At 71.2% G+C, this 18,884-nt stretch carries 20 protein-coding genes; 9 read left to right on the forward strand and 11 right to left on the reverse strand.

The features are described 5' to 3' along the window. The first annotated feature begins 72 nt into the window (after window positions 1-72). A complete protein-coding gene (locus AB0H84_RS10335) occupies window positions 73-711 on the forward strand; it encodes an O-methyltransferase (RefSeq protein ID WP_357601195.1) in 639 nt (212 codons plus the stop codon). Here the strand turns inward: AB0H84_RS10335 and AB0H84_RS10340 are convergent. Beyond that, window positions 708-2,111: a leucyl aminopeptidase gene (locus AB0H84_RS10340; RefSeq protein ID WP_357601198.1), complete on the reverse strand. Its 1,404-nt coding sequence runs from the start codon at window positions 2,109-2,111 to the stop codon at window positions 708-710. The two genes, AB0H84_RS10335 and AB0H84_RS10340, sit on opposite strands and share 4 nt — an antisense overlap. A gap of 77 nt (window positions 2,112-2,188) precedes the next feature. After that, window positions 2,189-2,356, reverse strand: a complete 168-nt coding sequence (locus tag AB0H84_RS10345) for a DUF3117 domain-containing protein (protein WP_020545024.1) — start codon at window positions 2,354-2,356, stop codon at window positions 2,189-2,191. Between the two features lie 160 nt (window positions 2,357-2,516). Between AB0H84_RS10345 and AB0H84_RS10350 the strand changes: the two genes are divergently transcribed. Together AB0H84_RS10350 and AB0H84_RS10355 are read left to right on the forward strand one after the other, a co-directional pair. Further along, window positions 2,517-3,314, forward strand: a complete 798-nt coding sequence (locus AB0H84_RS10350) for a PaaX family transcriptional regulator C-terminal domain-containing protein (RefSeq protein WP_357601201.1) — start codon at window positions 2,517-2,519, stop codon at window positions 3,312-3,314. Further along, window positions 3,311-4,087 carry an enoyl-CoA hydratase-related protein gene (locus AB0H84_RS10355; protein ID WP_357601204.1) on the forward strand — a complete coding sequence of 259 codons (777 nt, stop codon included), beginning with the start codon at window positions 3,311-3,313 and terminating at the stop codon, window positions 4,085-4,087. The genes AB0H84_RS10350 and AB0H84_RS10355 overlap by 4 nt, the downstream gene beginning before the upstream one ends. Before the next feature lie 21 nt (window positions 4,088-4,108). Here the strand turns inward: AB0H84_RS10355 and AB0H84_RS10360 are convergent, their stop codons facing one another. The 6 genes from AB0H84_RS10360 to AB0H84_RS10385 all read right to left on the reverse strand — a co-directional run bounded on the left by AB0H84_RS10360 (window position 4,109) and on the right by AB0H84_RS10385 (window position 9,059). Then, window positions 4,109-4,663 (reverse strand): DNA-3-methyladenine glycosylase I, encoded by a 555-nt coding sequence (locus AB0H84_RS10360; protein WP_357601207.1) that lies wholly within the window; start codon window positions 4,661-4,663, stop codon window positions 4,109-4,111. Further along, window positions 4,660-5,508, reverse strand: coding sequence for a hypothetical protein (locus AB0H84_RS10365; protein WP_357601210.1), 849 nt, complete (start codon window positions 5,506-5,508; stop codon window positions 4,660-4,662). Before AB0H84_RS10365 ends, AB0H84_RS10360 begins: the two co-directional genes overlap by 4 nt. 70 nt (window positions 5,509-5,578) lie before the next feature. Next, the gene (locus tag AB0H84_RS10370; RefSeq protein ID WP_357601212.1) at window positions 5,579-6,163 is read right to left on the reverse strand and encodes a TIGR00730 family Rossman fold protein; all 585 of its coding nucleotides are present in this window, start codon (window positions 6,161-6,163) and stop codon (window positions 5,579-5,581) included. Between the two features lie 11 nt (window positions 6,164-6,174). Beyond that, window positions 6,175-6,972 (reverse strand): TIGR00730 family Rossman fold protein, encoded by a 798-nt coding sequence (locus AB0H84_RS10375; RefSeq protein WP_357601215.1) that lies wholly within the window; start codon window positions 6,970-6,972, stop codon window positions 6,175-6,177. A 198-nt stretch (window positions 6,973-7,170) separates the two neighbouring features. Then, entirely contained in the window at window positions 7,171-8,226 is a 1,056-nt protein-coding gene (gene dapE / locus AB0H84_RS10380) for a succinyl-diaminopimelate desuccinylase (protein ID WP_357601218.1), read from the reverse strand. Further along, window positions 8,226-9,059 (reverse strand): 2,3,4,5-tetrahydropyridine-2,6-dicarboxylate N-succinyltransferase, encoded by an 834-nt coding sequence (locus tag AB0H84_RS10385; protein WP_357601220.1) that lies wholly within the window; start codon window positions 9,057-9,059, stop codon window positions 8,226-8,228. The genes dapE and AB0H84_RS10385 overlap by 1 nt, the downstream gene beginning before the upstream one ends. Before the next feature lie 38 nt (window positions 9,060-9,097). Between AB0H84_RS10385 and AB0H84_RS10390 the strand changes: the two genes are divergently transcribed. Beyond that, window positions 9,098-9,916 (forward strand): hypothetical protein, encoded by an 819-nt coding sequence (locus AB0H84_RS10390; RefSeq protein ID WP_357601223.1) that lies wholly within the window; start codon window positions 9,098-9,100, stop codon window positions 9,914-9,916. An 18-nt stretch (window positions 9,917-9,934) separates the two neighbouring features. On the opposite strand, the gene AB0H84_RS10395 is transcribed toward AB0H84_RS10390, so the two are convergent. The 3 genes from AB0H84_RS10395 to fdxA all read right to left on the reverse strand — a co-directional run bounded on the left by AB0H84_RS10395 (window position 9,935) and on the right by fdxA (window position 12,174). Further along, complete coding sequence (locus AB0H84_RS10395) at window positions 9,935-10,591, reverse strand: DUF4178 domain-containing protein (protein WP_357601226.1); 657 nt, start codon at window positions 10,589-10,591, stop codon at window positions 9,935-9,937. 93 nt (window positions 10,592-10,684) lie between these two features. Continuing rightward, window positions 10,685-11,755, reverse strand: a complete 1,071-nt coding sequence (gene dapC, locus AB0H84_RS10400) for a succinyldiaminopimelate transaminase (RefSeq protein ID WP_357601229.1) — start codon at window positions 11,753-11,755, stop codon at window positions 10,685-10,687. A 92-nt stretch (window positions 11,756-11,847) separates the two neighbouring features. After that, window positions 11,848-12,174 carry a ferredoxin gene (gene fdxA / locus AB0H84_RS10405; RefSeq protein WP_357602017.1) on the reverse strand — a complete coding sequence of 109 codons (327 nt, stop codon included), beginning with the start codon at window positions 12,172-12,174 and terminating at the stop codon, window positions 11,848-11,850. Window positions 12,175-12,373: 199 nt separating this feature from the next. Here fdxA and AB0H84_RS10410 point away from each other — a divergent pair, with 199 nt between their 5' ends. From AB0H84_RS10410 to AB0H84_RS10430, 5 genes are all read left to right on the forward strand, one after another. Continuing rightward, the gene (locus AB0H84_RS10410) at window positions 12,374-12,511 is read left to right on the forward strand and encodes a hypothetical protein (protein ID WP_357601232.1); all 138 of its coding nucleotides are present in this window, start codon (window positions 12,374-12,376) and stop codon (window positions 12,509-12,511) included. Between the two features lie 17 nt (window positions 12,512-12,528). Further along, window positions 12,529-13,599: an ABC transporter substrate-binding protein gene (locus tag AB0H84_RS10415; RefSeq protein WP_357601235.1), complete on the forward strand. Its 1,071-nt coding sequence runs from the start codon at window positions 12,529-12,531 to the stop codon at window positions 13,597-13,599. A gap of 103 nt (window positions 13,600-13,702) precedes the next feature. Further along, a complete protein-coding gene (locus AB0H84_RS10420) occupies window positions 13,703-14,479 on the forward strand; it encodes a methyltransferase domain-containing protein (protein ID WP_357601238.1) in 777 nt (258 codons plus the stop codon). A 112-nt stretch (window positions 14,480-14,591) separates the two neighbouring features. After that, window positions 14,592-17,036, forward strand: a complete 2,445-nt coding sequence (locus AB0H84_RS10425; protein WP_357601240.1) for a hypothetical protein — start codon at window positions 14,592-14,594, stop codon at window positions 17,034-17,036. Window positions 17,037-17,040: 4 nt separating this feature from the next. Beyond that, complete coding sequence (locus AB0H84_RS10430) at window positions 17,041-18,858, forward strand: UvrD-helicase domain-containing protein (protein ID WP_357601242.1); 1,818 nt, start codon at window positions 17,041-17,043, stop codon at window positions 18,856-18,858. The last annotated feature ends 26 nt before the right edge of the window (window positions 18,859-18,884 follow it).

An 18,884-nucleotide genomic window follows, 5' to 3' on the forward strand; every position in this document is an offset into this window, starting at 1 on the left:
GCGCGTCTCCCCTAGGCTGCGATCGGTGCCAATCACGCGGACCAATCGCACGAAAGTGGGGGGAGGCGGCCGATGACCAGTCCGGTGGAGGCCACTCTGGCCTATGCGGAGCAGTTCCATCAGGAAGACGACATCCTGCATGCGGCGCGACAGCGCGGGCTGGAGATGGGGGCCGCACCCATCCCTCCCGGCAGCGGGGCGGCCCTGTGCTTCCTCGCCACCGCCGTCAACGCCAAGTCGGTCGTCGAGATCGGCACGGGCTGCGGCGTCTCGGGCCTGTGGCTGCTACGCGGCATGCGCACGGACGGCACGCTGACGAGCGTCGACGTCGAGCCGGAGCACCAGCGGCTGGCCAGACAGACGTTCGCCGAGGCGGGCTTCTCCGGCGGGCGGGTGCGGCTCATCTCGGGCCGGGCGCTCGACGTGCTGCCGCGGCTGTCGGACGGCGGCTACGACCTGGTGTTCGCCGACGGCGCGCGGCAGGAGTACGCCGACTACCTGGCAGAGTCGATCCGCCTGCTGCGCGTGGGCGGCGTCGTGGCCTTCGGCAACATGCTGTGGCGCAACCGGGTGGCCGACCCGGCGCAGCGTGACGCCGACACGGTCGCGCTGCGCGAGGTGCACAAGCTGGCGCAGTCGGACGACCGGCTCCGCTCGGTGCTCATACCGCTGGGCGACGGCCTCCTCGCCGCGATCAAGATCGCGGACTAGGCGCGGGTCAGCCACTCCAGGAGGAGGCGGACGCCGAACCCGGTGGCGCCCTTGGTCAGCGTGCCCTCGTCCACCGTGCTGCGCCCGACCCCGGCGATGTCGAGGTGCGCCCACGGGCGCCGCCCCGCGAACTCCCGCAGGAAGAGCGCCGCCGTGATCGACCCGGCCCCGTACCTCGAGCCGGACTCGACGTTGGCGAGGTCGGCGATCGACGACTCCAGCGCGGGCTTGTACTCGTCGATCAGCGGCATCCGCCACAGCCGGTCGTCGCTGCCGTCCGCGGCGTCGAGGAGCTGCTTGGCCAGCACGTCGTCGGAGGCGTAGACGGCCCCGACGTTGCGGCCGAGCGCCACCGTGATCGCGCCGGTGAGCGTGGCGATGTCCACCACCGCGTCGGGGTCGAGCACGGCGTCGGCGTAGGCGAGCGCGTCGGCCAGCACCAGCCGGCCCTCGGCGTCGGTGTTGAGCACCTCGACCGTGCGCCCGCCGTAATGCTTGATCACGTCGCTGGGCCGCTGGGCCGTGCCGGAGGGCATGTTCTCGGCCGCGGCGATCAGCCCGGTGACGCGTACGGGCGCGCCCAGCTCGGCCAGCGCGCCGAGCACGGCGATCACGACCGCGCCGCCCGCCATGTCGGTCTTCTGGGTCTTCATGTTGTCGGTCGGCTTGAGCGACAGCCCGCCCGAGTCGAACGTGATCCCCTTGCCGACCAGCACCACGTGCCGGTCGGTCGGCTCCGCGGGCGTGTAGGAGAGCTGGATGAGCCTCGGCGGGCTGGCCGAGCCCCGGCCGACGGCGAGGATGCCGCCGAACCCGTCGGCCTGGAGCTGCTCCTCGTCCCAGACCCGCACGGGCAGCCTGCACTCAATGGCGCGCTCGGCCAGCCAGGCGGGGTTCTTGACGGAGGACGGCGTGTTGGCCAGGTCACGCGCGAGCGCCACCGCCTGCGCCACGACCTGCGCGCGCCGCACCTGCGCCGCGTCGGCGCCCGCGAACGCCAGCGCCCGCACCGGCTTCTTGCCCTCGCTACCGATCTTGAACGAGTACGCCGCCAGCAACGCCGCCTCGGCGAACGCCGCCACGTCACCCTCGGGAGTCACCACGGTCAGCGTGTCCCTGCCCTTGGCCCTGCGGGTCAGCGCGGCACCGGCCTTGCGCAGCGCACGTGCCGAGCCGTCGCCCACACCGTAGAGCAGCACCCGGCCCACGCCGTCGGCCCGCGCCACCGGAACCTCGACGATCTCCCCCGCCTCGCCCTTCGCCTCGTAATGGGCCAGCAGATCGCCCACCGGCAGGTGCAGCTCGACCTCGGGGCTGAGGTCGGAGCCGTAGGGCACGGCCAGTAGCTCGGCGCCGTCGGGAACCTCGGCGACCACCGAAGCAGTGGTCTCAATGGGCACGGGACCTCTCCTCAAAACGTCAGCGACCCTGGCGCCGGATTACGCCAGGGTCGTGGATCAAACTCTTTCGGGAACTCTCAGCCGACGACGTTCTTCAACGCCTCGCCGAGCGCCTTTGCCTCGTCGGCGGAGATCTCCACGACGAGCCGGCCGCCACCCTCCAGGGGGACCCGCATGACAATGCCGCGCCCTTCCTTGGTGACCTCGAGCGGACCATCGCCGGTCCGCGGCTTCATCGCCGCCATGCGTGCATCCCTTCCTGCCTTGGGCTCCCGCGGCCCGCGATTTCCGACCGCCCATGGGGGGTGGTCGGCGCATTCACGTCTTCTGTGATGTCCTATTCTCCCGCATCGAGAGCGCTCATGGGTAACGATCTCCTCCCAGAATGCGTTGTCGAGATGTGCGTTGACGTCCAAACTGGACTTCGTGCACGCTCGCGCCGCTCTGTTCGATCTCTACGGAGACCACCTGCGCTCGCGCGGTGGACAGGCGTCCGTCGCCGCGCTCGTCAGGCTCATGAAGCCCCTGGAAATAGCCGCTCCCGCCGTCCGCACCGCCGTCTCACGCATGGTGCGTCAGGGCTGGCTGCGGCCGATCAGGCTGCCTCAGGGGGCCGGCTACGGGCTCACGCCGAAGTGCGTCAGGCGCCTTGACGAGGCTGCGCTGAGAATTTACCGAGCCGGGACATTGACTTGGTCCGGCCGGTGGCACCTGATCGTCTTCGAGCCGGTCAAGGAGCGGCCGCGCAGGGAGCGGCTAAGGGCCGACCTGGCATTCCTCGGGTACGCGTCGCTGTCGGAGACGACGTGGATCGGTCCACGCTCGTCGATCGAGCTGGACCACCTGCTGGAGACCGAGGGCGTGCGGGCCGACCGGTTCGACGCGGCGCTCGAGGGCGACCCGCGGGAGCTGGTGGCCCGGGCCTGGGATCTGGACGCCATCGGCGAGGCGTACGAGCGATGGCTGACCGAGGCTGTCACGCTGATCAGCACACTGCCCGAGAGGTCTCCCGCGGACCGGGTCTTCGCCACCAGGAGCAGGCTCGTGCACGGCTGGCGCAACTTCCTGTTCCGCGACCCGGGACTGCCGCCCGAGCTGCTGCCCGCGGGGTGGCCGGGTGAGAAGGCCAGGGCCTACTTCGAGCAGGAGGCCGCCCGGCTGCTGCCCGCAGCCGCCGCGTTCGTCGACAGGGAGCTGATGTGATCCGCTATGACGTGGCCGACGCCGTCGCCACCATCACCCTCGACCGCCCAGAGGCCATGAACTCGCTGACCACGGCGGCCAAGGACGGCCTCCTCTCCGCGCTGCGCAGGGCGGCGCAGGAGCGCGAGGTCAGGGCGGTCCTGCTCACCGGCTCGGGCCGCGCCTTCTGCGCCGGCCAGGACCTGCGTGAGCACGCCGACAACCTGGAGGCAGGCCGCGGCCTGGCCGACACGGTCCGCGAGCACTACAACCCGATCATCGAGCTGATCACCACCATGCCCAAGCCGGTGGTGGCCGCGGTCAACGGCGTCGCGGCCGGGGCGGGCGCGTCCCTGGCCTTCGCCTGCGACCTGCGGGTGGCCTCGGAGAAGGCGAAGTTCGCGCTGGCGTTCTCCGGCATCGGCCTGGCCCCCGACTCGGGCGCGTCGTGGACGCTGCAGCGTCTGGTGGGCCGGGGCCGCGCGGCCGAGCTGCTGCTGCTCGGCGAGCCCGTCGACGCGGCCCGCGCGCTGGAGCTGGGCCTGGTCACGCGCGTGGTCCCCGCCGACGACGTGCTGAAGACCGCCCAGGAGCTGGCCGTACGCCTCGCGCAGGGCCCCACCCTGGCCTACGCCGCCACCAAGCGGGCGCTGGCCTACGCCGCGACGCACTCACTGTCCGAGGCGCTGGCCGTGGAGGCCGAGCTCCAGGACGAATGCGCCGCCACCCTCGACCACCAGAACGCCACCCGCGCCTTCCTCGCCAAGGAACGCCCGACGTTCCGCGCCGAGTGACGTGCGCCCGCGTGGTGGGCCTCAGCGCGAACGGGCCACGCAGCCCTCGATGTGGTCGTTGACCAGGCCGATGGCCTGCATCAACGCGTAGGCCGTGGTCGGGCCGACGAACCTGAAGCCGTGCTTCTTCAGCTCCTTGGCCAGCGCCTTGGAGCCCGGGGTGGTCGCGGGCACGTCGGCCATCGACCTCGGCACGGGCGCGTCGGGGTCGGCGAAGCGCCACACCAGGTCCGACAGGCCCTCCGGCAGGTCCATGGCGGCCCTGGCGTTGTTGATCGCGGCCTCGATCTTGGCGCGGTTGCGGACGATGCCCACGTCGCCGAGCAGGCGCTCCACGTCCTGCTCGGTGTAGGAGGCCACCTTGGGGATGGAGAAGCGGTCGAAGGCGGCGCGGAAGTTCTCCCGCTTGCGCAGGATCGTCAGCCATGACAGGCCCGACTGGAACGCCTCCAGCGCCACGCGCTCGAAGACCGCGTCGTCGCCCCTGAGCGGGCGGCCCCACTCGTCGTCGTGGTAGGCGATGTACATCGGGTTCGCCGCCATGCCCGTCCAGGTGCAGCGGATCGGCTCGGTCACCGGCGCTCGTCCCCGTCCTTGCCCTGCGCGAGGCGTACGGCCTCGTCGTCGCCCTGCGGCTCGCCGTCGCCCGTCTGGAGGTCGCTCTCGCCGCTCTTCGCTTCCTCAGGTTGAGGCTCGGCGGGCTCGCCGTCGGAGGACTCGTCCACGGGGGCCTCCGCGTCGGCGACAGGCTCATCCGCGGCAGTGTCCGGACCGGCGACGGGCTCAGCGGCGGGCTTGTCGACAGCCTTGGCGACGGGCTCGTCGACGGGCTCAGCGGCGGGCCTGTCGTCGGGCTCGTCGGCGGGCTTCTCGACGGGGGCATCCGTCTCGGCGCGCTCGCTCTCCGCCACGGCGGTCACGGCGTCGTCCGGCGGGAGCCGCCACTCCGGGTCCTCCGGCGGGCGCCGCAGGTCGGCGGTGCCGTCCCAGGAGACCGTGGTCCCGCTGGACGACACGGGGTCGCCCGACTCCGGCAGCTCCCGGGCGACGGCCGGCGCCTCGGGCGAGTGCTCGGTACGGGGCCCGGCCCCCGGCGCGGCGTACACCTCCTGGCGCGCGTGCAGCCGGCTGGCCAGCAGCTCCGAGACGCGCTGCTCCAGCACCGCGATCCGGGTGTCACGCGCGCTGATGGCGTTGGCGGCCCTGCGCAGGGTCTCGTCGACGCTCGCCGTGTGGTATCCGACCAGATTGACCGGCAGTTGGAGCGCCATGAAGTCGACCGCTGTGAGCTGTCCCGGCTCGGGGAGGTCGAGCGGCGGCACATCAGGCGGGAACGCGGTCAGCTCTCCGCCCCTGCCGATGGAGACCAAGACCACGCAGGCCAGGATGGCGATGGCGGCGATGGCGAGTATGACCAGCACATTGGCATCGTACTCACACCATCGTGGCACTTGCCCCAGCCTGTGAAGTCCCGGACGGTGAGCACGCAGGTCAGCCGGTGGCCTCGCCCAGTTCGGCGACGCTGGGCCTGACCGGCTGCGGGCGCGACTCCAAGTGGGCGAACGCCTCGTCCACGGTGGTGGTCCAGGAGATCGCGTCGAAGACGTCGGGCCGGGTGAAGCCCTCGTCGTACAGGTGGCTCATCAGCTCCTTGAGGGAGGCGTACAGGCCCCAGGGGTCGAGGATCACCAGGGGGCGGTCGTGGATGCCGAGCACCCGCGCGGTCCAGATCTCGAAGAGCTCCTCCAGGGTGCCGATGCCGCCCGGCAGCACGAGGAAGGCGTCGGAGTGGGCGTCCATCACTCCCTTGCGCTCGCGCATGTCGGCGGTGACGATCAGCTCGTCCGACTCCTCGTCCGCCACCTCGATGTCCACCAGCACCTGCGGGATCACGCCGATCGTGCGCCCGCCGGCCGCGCGCACGGCCGAGGTCACGGCGCCCATGCAGGAGACCGTGGCGCCGCCGCTCACCAGGGTGTGGCCCCGCTTGGCGAGCTCGGCGCCCACGTGTGCGGCCAGGTCGATGTACTTGGGGTCGATGTTCAGGCTGGAGGCGCAGAAGACGCAGATGTTCACATCGAGGAAGCCTATTGGGGCTCGGCGTACTGGGCCTCGGCGGCCTCCAGCTCCTCCTCGAGCTTCTTGGATCGGGCCCGGTCGGCGTCCACGATGATGCGCACGGCCTCGTCCGGGTCGTCGGTGACGGTGATCAGGTCGAGATCCTGCGGAGCGATCTTGCCGGTGCTGAGCAGGGTGCCCTTGATCCAGTCGAGCAGCCCGCCCCAGAACTCGCTGCCCATCAGCACCACGGGGAAGGACGTGACCTTGCGGGTCTGCACCAGGGTCAGCGCCTCGAACAGCTCGTCGAGCGTGCCGAAGCCGCCGGGCAGCGTGATGAAGCCGCACGAGTACTTGACGAACATCGTCTTGCGCACGAAGAAATAGCGGAACTCGATGCCGAGGTCGACGTAGTCGTTCATGCGCTGCTCGAACGGCAGCTCGATGCCGAGGCCGACCGACATCGCGCCGTCCACCTCGCTCGCGCCGCGGTTGGCCGCCTCCATGACGCCCGGCCCGCCGCCCGTGATCACCGCGTAGCCCGCCTCGGCCAGCGCCCGGCCGAGCGCGCGGCCCATCCGGTATTCGGGCGTCCCCTCCGGCGTGCGGGCGGAGCCGAAGACCGTGACCGCCTGCGGCACCTCCGCGAGCTGGCCGAACCCCTCCACGAACTCGGCCTGGATCCGCAGCACCCGCCACGGGTCCATGTGGACCCAGTCGGACGGCCCCTGGCGGGCGAGCAGGCGCTGGTCGTGGGTGGAGCTGGGGACGAGGTGACCGCGGACGACCGCCTGACCCTGACGGCGTTCAGGACGTGACTGTTTCATGCTCGCCACGGTAGTCCTCTTGCGCGCGGTAGGCGCTCCGACTCCGAAACCCCTGTTCAGCCGGGAGATGCAGCGCTCTAAAAAATCTTGAAAAAAGCAGGGAACCGGATTTCGACTGCCCTGCGTCTAACTGCCGAGGGTGCTGCTCGGGACTGAAAGTGGTCTTCCCCGCCAAATGGCCGGCGAGGAAGGCCACTTTCATTTTGTCAGCCAGTCGAGCAGGGCCCGCTCGCTCTCGACGATCTTCGAGAGCGAGACGTACTCGCCCTGCTGGTGCGCCAGATTCGGATCTCCCGGACCGTAGTTGACGGCGGGCACCCCGAGCGCCGAGAAGCGGGCGACGTCCGTCCAGCCCAGCTTGGCGCGGGGCGTGCCGCCGACCGCCGCGGTGAAGGCCGCCGCCACCGGATGCGTCAGCCCCGGCCTGGCCCCGGGCGCGGCGTCGACGAAGGCCACCTCGAACCCGTCGAACACCTCGCGTACGTGCTCCTGCGCCTGCTCGATCGTCAGATCGGGCGCGAACCGGTAGTTGACGCTCACCACGCAGAGGTCGGGGATGACGTTGCCCGCGACCCCGCCCCGGACGCCGACCGCGTTCAGGCCCTCGTGGTACTCGAGCCCGTCCACCACCGGCAGCCGCGCCTCGTACGCGTTCAGCCTGGCCAGCACCGGCTCGATCCCGTGAATGGCGTTGACCCCGAACCACGACCTGGCGCTGTGCGCCCGCTTGCCGCGCACCGTGATCTCCGCGCGCAGCGTGCCCTGGCAGCCGCCCTCGATCACGCCGTCGGTCGGCTCCATCAGCACCGCGAAGTCGGCGGCCAGCCAGTCGGGGTGCTCCCTGGCCACGCGGTTGAGGCCGTTCCGCTCGGCCTCGACCTCCTCGCAGTCGTAGAAGACGTACGTGACGTCCCTGTTGGGCGCGGGCACGGTGGCCGCCAGCTTGAGCGCGACCGCCACGCCGGCCTTCATGTCGGAGGTGCCGCACCCGTACAGCAGGTCGCCCTCCACGCGGCTGGGCAGGTTGTCCGCGACGGGGACGGTGTCGAGGTGCCCGGCGATCAGCACGCGCTCGGACCGGCTCAGCTCGGTGCGGGCGACGACCGTGTCGCCCGATCTGTCCACCTTCAGGTGCAGCAGCGCGGACAGCGTCCGCTCCACCTCGTCGGCCAGCGCCCTTTCGCCGCCGCTCACCGACTCGATGTCCACGATCGCGGCGGTCAGGGCGCGTACGTCCTGGGTCAGGTCAAGCATCAGGTGTCCACTCCGTGTTCGCGCAGCACCTCGTTGAGCGCCGCCTTGTCGTGTCGCTGCCCCGGCTCCAGGCGCTTGAGCACCAGCACGCACGGCAGGCCGAACGTGCCGCCGGGGAACTCCTTCTGCCGGGTGCCGCCGACGGCCACGCACCAGGCGGGAACGCGGCCACGGGCCAGCTCCTCGCCGGTCTGCACGTCGATCACCGGGATCGAGCCCGACAGGATCGTTCCCGCGCCGATGACCGCGCCCTCGCCCACCCGGGCACCCTCGACGATCATCGATCTGCTGCCGATCAGCGCGCCGTCCTCGACGACGACCGGCGCCGCGTTCGGCGGCTCCAGCACGCCACCGATGCCGGCCCCACCCGACAAGTGCACATTTTTCCCGATCTGGGCGCACGAGCCGACCGTGGCCCAGGTGTCCACCATGGTCCCTTCGTCGACGTACGCGCCGATGTTCGTGAACGACGGCATCAGCACCACGCCGGGCGCCAGGTACGAACCCCAGCGGGCGATCGCACCCGGCACCACGCGCACCCCCTCGAACGAGCTCTTGAGCGGGATCCTGTCGTGGTGCTGGAAGTCGCCCACCTGCGAGCGCGCCATGCCGAGCACCTTGAAGCTGAGCAGGATGGCCCGCTTGGCGCGCTCGTCCACGACCACCTCGCCGCCCACGACGCGCGCGACCCTGGCCGCACCCCGGTCCAGCAGGTCCACCGCGCCGACGATCACCTGGCGCGCCTCCGCATCGGCCGGCGACAGCTCCGCGCGACGCTCCCACAACTCGTCCACCACCGCTGAGAGCGGCGAGGAGCTGCTCAGATCACTCATGGCCAGGGAGCTTATCCGGGCCGGGTAGGTTCTTCAGGGTGCGCCTGCGCTTCTCCCGTGGAGTCATCACCATCGCGATCATCGTGATCGTGCTCGCCGTCGGCATTTCCGTGGGCCTCTTCCACCTGCTGAAGAAGACCACGCCACTGGCGGTCCCGGAGGCGCACTGCACCGTTCGCACCCCGCTCGGCGAACGCTATCTCGACCCCGAGCAGGCTGAGATCTCCGCCACCATCGCGGCCGTCGCGGCCCGGCGCCGGCTGCCCGAGCGGGCCGCGGTGATCGCGTACGCCACGGCGCTGCAGGAATCCAAGATCTACAACCTCGCCTGGGGCGACCGCGACTCGGTGGGCGTGTTCCAGCAGCGGGCGTCGCAGGGGTGGGGCACCAAGAAGCAGCTCATGGACCCCGTCTACGCCACGAACAAGTTCTTCGCCGCGCTGGTCAAGGTCAAGAACTACCGCAAGATGCCGCTGGCCGACGCGGCCCAGGCCGTGCAGCGCTCGGCGGGCGGCTACGCGTACGCGCAGCACGAGGAGGAGGCCAAACTCCTCGCCGCCGCCTTCACCGGGCGTGTCCCGCACGCCGTCCACTGCTGGTACCCGCCGGGCAAGAAGACCCCGGCCCCCCAGCCCCGGACCGCGGAGGCCCGCAAGCAGCTGGCCAGGGCGCTGGGCAGCACGGCCGTCACCTCCGAGCGGCGCGGCTGGCTGATCGCCGCCTGGTCGGTGTCCCACGCCCAGAAGTACGCGCTGCGTCAGGTCGGGTACGCGGGGGCGACGTGGAAGAACGACATGACGCTCGAAGGCTGGCAGACCGGCGGCAAGTCCACCGCGACCCAGGTGGATCTCTCCTGAGGAGCGGAGATCAGCGGGTCACGACGCGCGCCGGACGATGGCGATCGAGCCGGGCGGCAGGGGTTGGGCGTAGCTGGCCGTCCAGGAGTGCCCCTGGATGCGTTCGAACGACAGCAGCCGTCCGTCGGAGGCGCGGTAGTCGGCGAAGTCCAGCAGCCCCCGCTCAGGGTGCCCCGTGTCGCCCTCGCTGCGGAAGGCCGCCGTGCCCCGCTCGATCGGGAAGAACTCCACGCCTTCCATGATCAACATGCTCTTGGCCGGCACCATGCCCTGCGTCGGCACGTCCGTCCAGAGCTTCACCTCCAGGTGCGGCGGGTCGCCGGCGTGCACCGCCACCGACAGCCATTGGAAGCGCCGCGTGCGGTCACGGAGGAGGTATTCGGTCCACTCGTGCCCCTGCCACGAGATGTGCATGGCGCCGAGCACCCGCGCCGGGGACCCGTGCACCTCGATCCGGTCGCCGACCCGGATCGTGCGAGGGTCGGTGTAGTCGGTGCCGGCATACCCGGGCTCGCTCACCGGCGCCGGCAGCGGGGTCTCGACGGGAGCGACCTCAGCCGGCGGCGCGCTCGTACGGCCCTTCCCGTCTCGTCGCAGGGTGGCCAGGAAGGCCCCCAGCAGCAACAGGACAGTGGCGATGCTCAGCCCGAGTACGACCATGGAGGTCATGCTCATCGATCAGCTCGCTCCACTCGCGGTCTGCCTCGGCAAAAGCCCTTATCAATTTATGCGTTTCAAGCCCGTTCGGCTGGCTTATGACGGGCGATCCTACTGGAGGCGGCGCACCGCCGCACCGATCCGCTCATCAGTCGCCGTGACGGCGATGCGGATGTGCCGCTCACCTGCCGATCCGTAGAACTCTCCCGGCGCGACCAAAATGCCGATTTCGGAGAGCTTGGCCACCTGGTCCCAGGCGCTCTGCCCGTTCGACGCCCAGAAGTACAGTCCGGCCGTCGAATGGTCGATGTGCCACCCGGCCCGCTCGAGCGCGGGCCGCAGCAGGGCGCGGCGGGCGGCGTACAGCTCGCGCTGCCGGTCGGCGTGCGCGTCGTCACCGAACGCGACCGTCATGGCGGCCTGTACGGGCTGCGGCATGAGCATGCCGGCGTGCTTGCGCGTCTCCAGCAGCCGCTTGACCAGGACGGGGTCGCCCGTCACGAACCCGGCGCGGTAGCCGGCCAGGTTGGAGCGCTTGGAGAGCGAGTGGACCGCGAGCAGCCCCTCGTGGGAGCCGCCGCAGACGTCGGGGTGGAGGATCGAGACGGGCTCTTCCTCCCAGCCGAGCTCGATGTAGCACTCGTCGGAGGCCACGATCGTGCCGCGCTCGCGCGCCCAGGAGACCACCTTGCGCAGGTGCTCGGTGGGCAGCACCCGGCCCGTGGGGTTGCCCGGGGAGTTGACCCAGAGGAGGTCGACGCGCTCGGGGCCGAGCGCGAGCGTGCTGTCGGAGGCCGTGCCCACCGCCCCGGCCAGCCGGGCGCCCACGTCGTACGTGGGGTAGGCCAGCTCGGGGAAGACGACCCGCCTGGCGCCCAGGTAGGTGGGCAGCCAGGCGACGAACTCCTTGGAGCCGATCAGCGGGAGCACGTCCTGCTGGCCGACGGTGACGCCGTGCCTGCGGCGCAGCCACCCGGCCGCGGCCTCGCGCAGTGCCTTGGTGCCGTGGGTGAAGGGGTAGCCGGGGCTGTCGGCCGCCTGCACGAGGGCGTCCTGGACGATCTGCGGCACGGGATCGACCGGCGTGCCGATCGAGAGGTCGACGATGCCGTCGGGATGCGCGAGCGCGCGTTCCTTGTACGGCTCCAAACGGTCCCAGGGGAAGTCGGGCAGCTTGTTCACACGGTTCTCCAGGGTTGTCGCCGTACTCAGGAGCGCACGCCAACGGGGCGCATCCGGCCCGGATGCTCCCCGTGCGACGTGGGCAGGAGCGGTTAGTGCTCCTCACCCTGCGGCGGCAGGGCTGCCACCACCGAGTGGTCCTTGTCTATCTTGCCGACCTTCGATGCGCCACCCGGCGAGCCGAGCTCCTCGAAGAACTCCACGTTCGCCTTGTAGAAGTCCTTCCACTGCTCGGGAAGGTCGTCCTCGTAGAAAATCGCCTCGACGGGGCATACAGGCTCACAAGCGCCGCAGTCCACGCACTCGTCGGGGTGGATGTAAAGCATGCGCTCGCCCTCGTAGATGCAATCGACGGGGCATTCCTCGATGCACGCCTTGTCCAGGACGTCCACGCAAGGCTGCGCGATGACGTAGGTCACCTCGAGCTCCTTCTTCTCCAGCACCATGGCATGACTCTGACCGCGGTTTGCTACGCCCTAGTATTGCCGTGCTTGCCGGCTGGCCGAAACGGAGGGTGGCAAAGTCGTGGCGGCACGCCTCGTCATCGCGATCACAAGTCAGGATATAGGCGCACGGATCACCACCCGCAGGCGCGTTCCAGAGGGATTTCGCGATGCGGTGGGCATCCTCGTGTCGTGGGAGGACGGACTACTAAAAGTTCGCAAAAAGGACGGCACTCTGGTGGAGATCCCTGAGGAGACGCTGGTGGCGGCCAAGGTCGTACCGGCCGCGCCTCCTCGACCTGGGCGGACGTAGCAGTAAGTATTCGTTGTGTGACCGTACGTACCTGCGCCGCCGCAGCAGCAGCCATTCTCGCCAGCGCCGGATGTGGCGCGTCGTCCACAGAGCAGCCCTCGACTCAGAAGAGCCTGCCGCCGATCAACGTCCAGGCGGGCTCGATGAAGGCCGGCTTCACGACCATGGACCGGCTCGTCGAGGCCGCCAAGCACGAGGGCCAGCTCAACGTGATCGGGCTGCCCCGTGACTGGGTCAACTACGGCGAGGTCATCGACACGTTCACCGACAAGTACGGGATCAAGGTCAACGAGCTGGAGCCGGGGGCGAGCAGCAAGCGTGAGCTGGACGCCGCCGCGCAGCTCAAGCCCGACGTGTTCGACCTGACCATGGACATGGCCGTCGCCGGGGCCGACCGGTTCGCCCCGTACAAGGTGCAGGGCTGGCAGGACCTGCCCGACGACGTCAAGGACCCCTCCGGCGCCTGGTACGCCGGGTACGGCGGCTACATGTCCATCGGGTACGACCCGCGCGCGGTCAAGCCGCCCGCCTCCTTCGCCGACCTGCTCAGGCCCGAGTACCGGGTCGCGCTCGACGGCGACCCGCTGCGCTCGGAGGGCGCGTTCGACGGCGTGATGGCCGCCTCCATGCAGGCGGGGACGCCCCGTCCGGAGCAGGGGCTGGCGCTGTTCGCCAAGCTCAAGCAGGCCGGGCGGCTCACCGATCCGGCCAAGGCCAACGTGGTCGTGGCCTGGGACCACCTCAACGCCGCCCGCAGTGCCGCCCACCCCGACGCCTGGAAGGTGACGATCCCGCGGGACGCGCCGCTCGGCGACTACCACATGCTGGCCATCAACAAGGCGGCCCCGCACCCGGCCGCGGCCCGGCTCTGGGAGGAGTTCGTGCTTTCGGACGAGGGCCAGAACCTGCTCCAGAAGGGCTTCGCCCGCCCCGCGCGCGGCGAGGCGATGCTCATGAAGGGCACCCTCGACGCGGAGCACGCCGCGAAACTTCCCAAGGCGCCCGGCCGTCCGGTCCTCATGACGATTCCGCAGGCAGACGCGGCGAAGGAGTATCTCAAGCGGGAATGGACCAAGAGTGTCGGATGAGTCCCTTGTGACTTGATATGTCGTAGGGACGTTCAGGCTCTAAAGTGAGCAGACAGCACGGCCACGGGGGCCCCGATGTCTGATCGAATGTGAGCTGATCGTCTTGCGATACGACACACCGAGTTTGGAGCGGTGGAACAGTCGCGCCTACGACAGCAGCTTCGGCTACGTCTCGACGCAGGGCGCGCCGCTCGTCGATCTGCTGGATCCGCGGCCCGGCGAGCGCGTGCTCGACCTCGGGTGCGGCACCGGCGTGCTCACCGCGCAGATCGCCTTCAGGGGCGCCGACGTGCTGGGCATCGACGGCTCGCCGGCGATGATCGAGAAGGCCCTCGCGCAGTATCCGGGGATCAACTTCATCGTCGGCGACGGGCACGACTTCACCATCGTCAACCCGTACGACGCGGTCTTCTCCAACGCGGCCCTGCACTGGATGAGCCGCGACCCCAGCGCGGTGATCGCCAACGTGCGCGAGGCGCTGACCCCTGGCGGGCGCTTCGTCGCCGAGATGGGCGGGGCGGGCAACTGCGCCGAGCTGACCGCCGCGATGCTGACCGCCTGGCGCGAGTACGGCCTGCGCGAACCCGACCTGCCCTGGTTCTTTCCCACGCCTGCCGAGTACGCCCACCGCCTCGAGCAGGAGGGGTTCGTGGTCAGGTTGCTGGAATACTTCGACCGGCCGACCCCGCTCGACGAGTGCCCCGGAGGCGCCGCCGACTGGGTGCGCATGTTCGCCGCGCCGGTGCTCGAAGGGCTCCCGCCCGAGATCGTGGAGCCCTTGCTCCATCGCGTGAACGAGTTGGCCGCGCCCGCGCTCCGCAGGGAGACTGGCTGGATGGCCGACTACGTGCGCCTACGCTTTGCCGCTGTTCGGCGTTGATGCGTTGTACATGATGCGTAGGGCTGTTTTGCCGGACTATGGTCTGTTCCGTGGGCGGCGAGATTATGGCTGCACCGCTGCGGCGGCGTGAGGGGCTGGTGAACGGAACGGGATGAACTTCTGCCTGAGCGACCTCGTACCACCGTTGAGGTGGAGCGACGCCTCGACGATCACGCTGCTCACCGGGCAGCCGGAGCTGCCGGACGCGTGGTGGCGCAGCCTGCCCATGCCGCACGTCCTCACGGCGATCGGTCCCGAGGCGTTGGGCGAGCTGCTGACGGAGATCGCCCTGGAGCACTGGCCCGCCGCCGCGGTGGGCGACGTCCTGCCGGCACTGCACGTCCTCGACCCCGAGGAGGCGGACGAGCCCGCCGTCGCGATCGCCCTCGACCGGGCCGGATCGTGGGCCGGGCTGCTCTCGCTGACCAGCAGGGAGCTGGTGGACCAGCCCTTCATCCAGGCGCGGCCGGTGCTGAACACGCTGTTCTCGGCCGTCCTGGTACGTCTCGCGCACCCGCAGGTGGCTCCGCCCGCACCCCCCGCGCCGGTCGCCGCCGCGCACGAGGCGGCGATCGAGCCGTCACATGCCGTCGCGCCTGACCCCACGCACGCCGCCGCGCCTGACCCCGCACACGCCGCCGCGCCTGAGGCCGCACACGATGCCGCGCCTGAGGCCGCGCACGCCCTCGAAGAGCCGTCGCCTGCGGCTGTGGGGCCGGCGCACGCCGCCGAGGAGCCCGAGCCCGTGGCGCACGAGGCGACCTCCGATCCGGTGGCGGAGCCTGACCCCGTGCTCCGGTTCGCCGCCGCGGGGTCGGTCATCGACGAGCCCGAGCCCGCCGCGCACTTCCCCTCCACCGGGTCCGTCATCGACGAACCCGAGCCCGTGGCCACCGCCGACGAGGACGAGGACGAGGCGGCGGCGGCCGAGCACGCCCACGTCGCCCCGCAGCCCGCCGACGAGGGGGTCGCGGCCTCCCACGAGGGCGCGCCCGAGCGCGTGGAGACCGGCGAAGGAGAGCCCGGCGAAGAGGAGTTCGCCGAGCCGCACGAGGCCGCCGGTGACGGCGAGCCCGTCCGTGAGGGCCAGCCCACCGGCGAAGGCGGGCCCGTCGGTGCAAGCGAGTCCGTCGGCGCAAGCGAGCCCGTCGGTGCAAGCGAGCCCGTCGGCGCAGGCGAGTCCGTGCCCGCCGAACCGGTGCTGGACGCCGACGCCGAGCCGGTCTCCGACGAGACGTCCGAGCCCGAGCCCCAGCCCGTGCTGGACGCCGCAGACGAGCCCGCCCCCGATCCGGCGGCCGAGGAGGCGGCGGCCCTCGAGGCCGAGAGCGCCGAGAAGGCCCAGCAAGCCGGGAGCGCCGAGAGGGCGGCCGAGGAGCCGGAGTCCGCGCAGGAGCACCAGCCCGCAGCACAGGAGCACGAGAACGCAGGGCAGGAGCGCGCAGGGCAGGAGCACGCAGCAGGGCAGGGGCACGAGCCCGCACGCGCGCACGAGAACGGCGCGGCGCCCGTGCAGGGGCTGCCTGAGCTCATCGAGGCGGCGTTCGCCGGTCTCGACGACAAGAGCTGGGCTGTCGCGCAGAACCGCGTCTTCACCGACGAGCCCTCCGCCGTGGACCAGCTCGCCAAGCTCTTCGCCGTCCCCCCGGCCGAGATCTCCGCCACCGAGGACGAGTTCCGGGACCGCCTCGACGACTGGCTGGCGAGCGACGAGGCCGCCCCGTACCGGGCGTATCTGGACGAGCTACGCAGAACGCTGGGCCCGGCGGTCCGCAAGGAGCAGCTCATCGGCGCGGCCGACTGGCACAACGTGGAGATCCGCGCCCTGGAGGTCCCCGCCTGGCAGTTCGTGCTGGCCACGCTCACGCCCCAGCGCGAGGCCCGGCCGGAGCCCCAGCTCCAGCAGCAGCTCCAGCCGCAGTCGGCGTTCGGCCCGGTCGAGATGCCGCCCCCTCCCCCGGGCCCGCCGCAGTTCCAGGCGTTCAACCCGGCCGTCCCCCAGGCGGAGGAGGCGAACGGCGAGGGCGAGCACAAGCCGTACCAGCCGCTGAAGGACGTCTCCCAGACCAGGCGCTGTTTCAGGCAGCCCGACGGCCGGTGGTGGCTGCGCATCGACGTGACCGCCGAGCAACTGGGCGGGGGCGAGTGCACGCTGCCGACGGGGTTCGCGTCGTACCTGGGCCTGTCACCCGGCGAGAGCAGGACGGTCAGGAGCGCCGCCGGCGAGCTGACCATGACCTGGCACGGCAGACCGGTGCTCGAGTCCATCGAACGCCTGCTGGTGGACGTGGGCGCGCGCGAGGGCGGCCACCTGTTCCTGACGCTGTCGGACGAGGGCGTGCTCAGGGCCAGGCACCTCCCGGTGGCCGCCCAGGGCGCCGAGAAGATCACCAAAGCGCTCCGCCTGGTCGGCTACACGGCCCCGGGAGGCACCCGAGATCAGGCGGCCCGGGTGATCGCCACGAGGATCGGCATGACGGGGCCTGTCGCGCTCCCTGACCTGCTCACCGGGCTCCGCGAACGCGGGGACCGCGATCTGCTCGAACTCCTGGACTGAGCCGGTGCCGCGGCTCGCGATCGGCCCTGAGTTTCCCAGGGAGCTCAGCGCACTGGCCCAGCCGGTGCGCAGGGACGCCGTGGTCGCGCTGCGCCGGTTCATGCTGAACGTGGCCGGCGCCCCGCACCCCGAGCGGGTCAGGGGCGGCCGGGACCCGCGGGTCGCGACGCTGCGGCTCGCCGAAGGCCATCGCGGGGTGGTCGTGCGGCAGCGGGAGGTGTACTGGCTGCGCACGGTCCTGCCGGACCCCGACGCCTGGTCATACGCGCGCCGCCACAGGTACGGCGTCAACCCCGTGATCGGCGTCGTCGAGGAGTGGGACGCCGAGGCGCTCGAACGCGTCGAGCCGGCGTTACGCAGGTCGGCCGGCTCCTCCGGGTTGTTCGACCCGATCTGCGACGGCGACCTGCTGGGTCTGGGCCTGGACGTGCACGCGCTGCCGCTGTTCCGGCTGATCACGACCGAGGCCGACGTCGCCGCCCTCGAACCCCTCCTCCCGCCCACCCAGCACGGCCCGCTCGCCGTGCTCGCCCGGGGCGGCTCGCTCTCCGACGCGTGGCGCGAGCTGCAGACCTGGCGCGCGACCGGCGAGGAGAGCGGTCCCATCGACCCCGATGACCTGCACGCGGCGCTGCGGCGCAGCCCCGACAGGGCGGTGTTCGTCGCCGACAAGGTCGAGCTGGACCGGGTGCTCGACGCCCCCGGCTGGTGCACGTTCCTGCAGCCGCCGCAGCACCGGCTGGCCAGGGCCGGCCGCTACGACCAACCGGTGCTGGTCGTGGGCGGCGCGGGCACCGGCAAGACGGTCGTCGCCCTGCACCGGGCCGCCCATCTGGCGGCGCACGGATCGGGCCCCGTGCTGCTGGTGACGTTCTCGCAGGGGCTGGCCGACGACCTGTCGGCCAAGCTCGACCGGCTGATCACTGACGAGGTCATCCGCAAGCGGGTCGAGGTGGACAACGCCGAACGCCTGGCCCTGCGCATCGTGGCCGACGCCGAGGGCCGCCGCCCGGCGCTGGTCGGCCCGGGAGCGCGTACGCTGGCCCAACTGACGGACGAGGCGCTGAGGCTGCTCTCGCTGGCCACGGGCGATCTGCTCGACGACGTGGATCCCGGGCGCAAGCCGTACCGTCACGTCGTCGTGGACGAGGCGCAGGACGTCAGCCCGGCCCAGTGGCGGCTGCTGCGCGCGGCGGTGCCGCGGGCGCCCGACGACCTGTTCGTGGTCGGCGACCCGCACCAGCGGATCACCGACACGCGGGTGACGCTCGGCGCGGTGGGCATCCCCGCCGTGCAGCACACGCTCCGGATCTCCTACCGGCTGCCCCAGGAGCTGCTCACCTTCGCCGTACGGATGCGCGGCGCCCCGGCCAGCGGCCTGGTCAAGGGCATGACCGACATGTACGGCCTGCGCGCTACCCGCAACGGCGACCGCCCGATCATCAGGGTGTACGACACGCCGGAAGCGGAGCTGGCCGGGCTGCGCGGCACGATCGAGTCCTGGCTGGCGGACGGCGTGCCCGCGAATGAGATCGCCGTCGGGGCGCGCAACTCGCGGCTGGTGCGCGCGGCCAGGCGGGCGCTGAGCGGCCTGGACGTGCAGGCGTCGGCGTTCCAGCATCTCAAGGGGCTGGAGTTCGAGCGGGTGGCGCTCATCGGCGTGGCGGAGGGCGTGGTGCCCGAGCCGCCGCCGGAAGAGCCTGACGCCAGGGCTCGTGCCCTGCAGCGCGAACGGAGCATACTGTTCGTCGCCTGCACGCGTGCGCGTGCGATGCTCTATATCTCCCATTCCGGAAGAGGAAGCCCGTTTTTGTCAGCTTAATCACATAGTCTGAACTGCGGATATAT

It is taken from the genome of Nonomuraea sp. NPDC050786 (genome assembly GCF_040654115.1).
In the GTDB taxonomy this organism is placed as follows: domain Bacteria; phylum Actinomycetota; class Actinomycetes; order Streptosporangiales; family Streptosporangiaceae; genus Nonomuraea.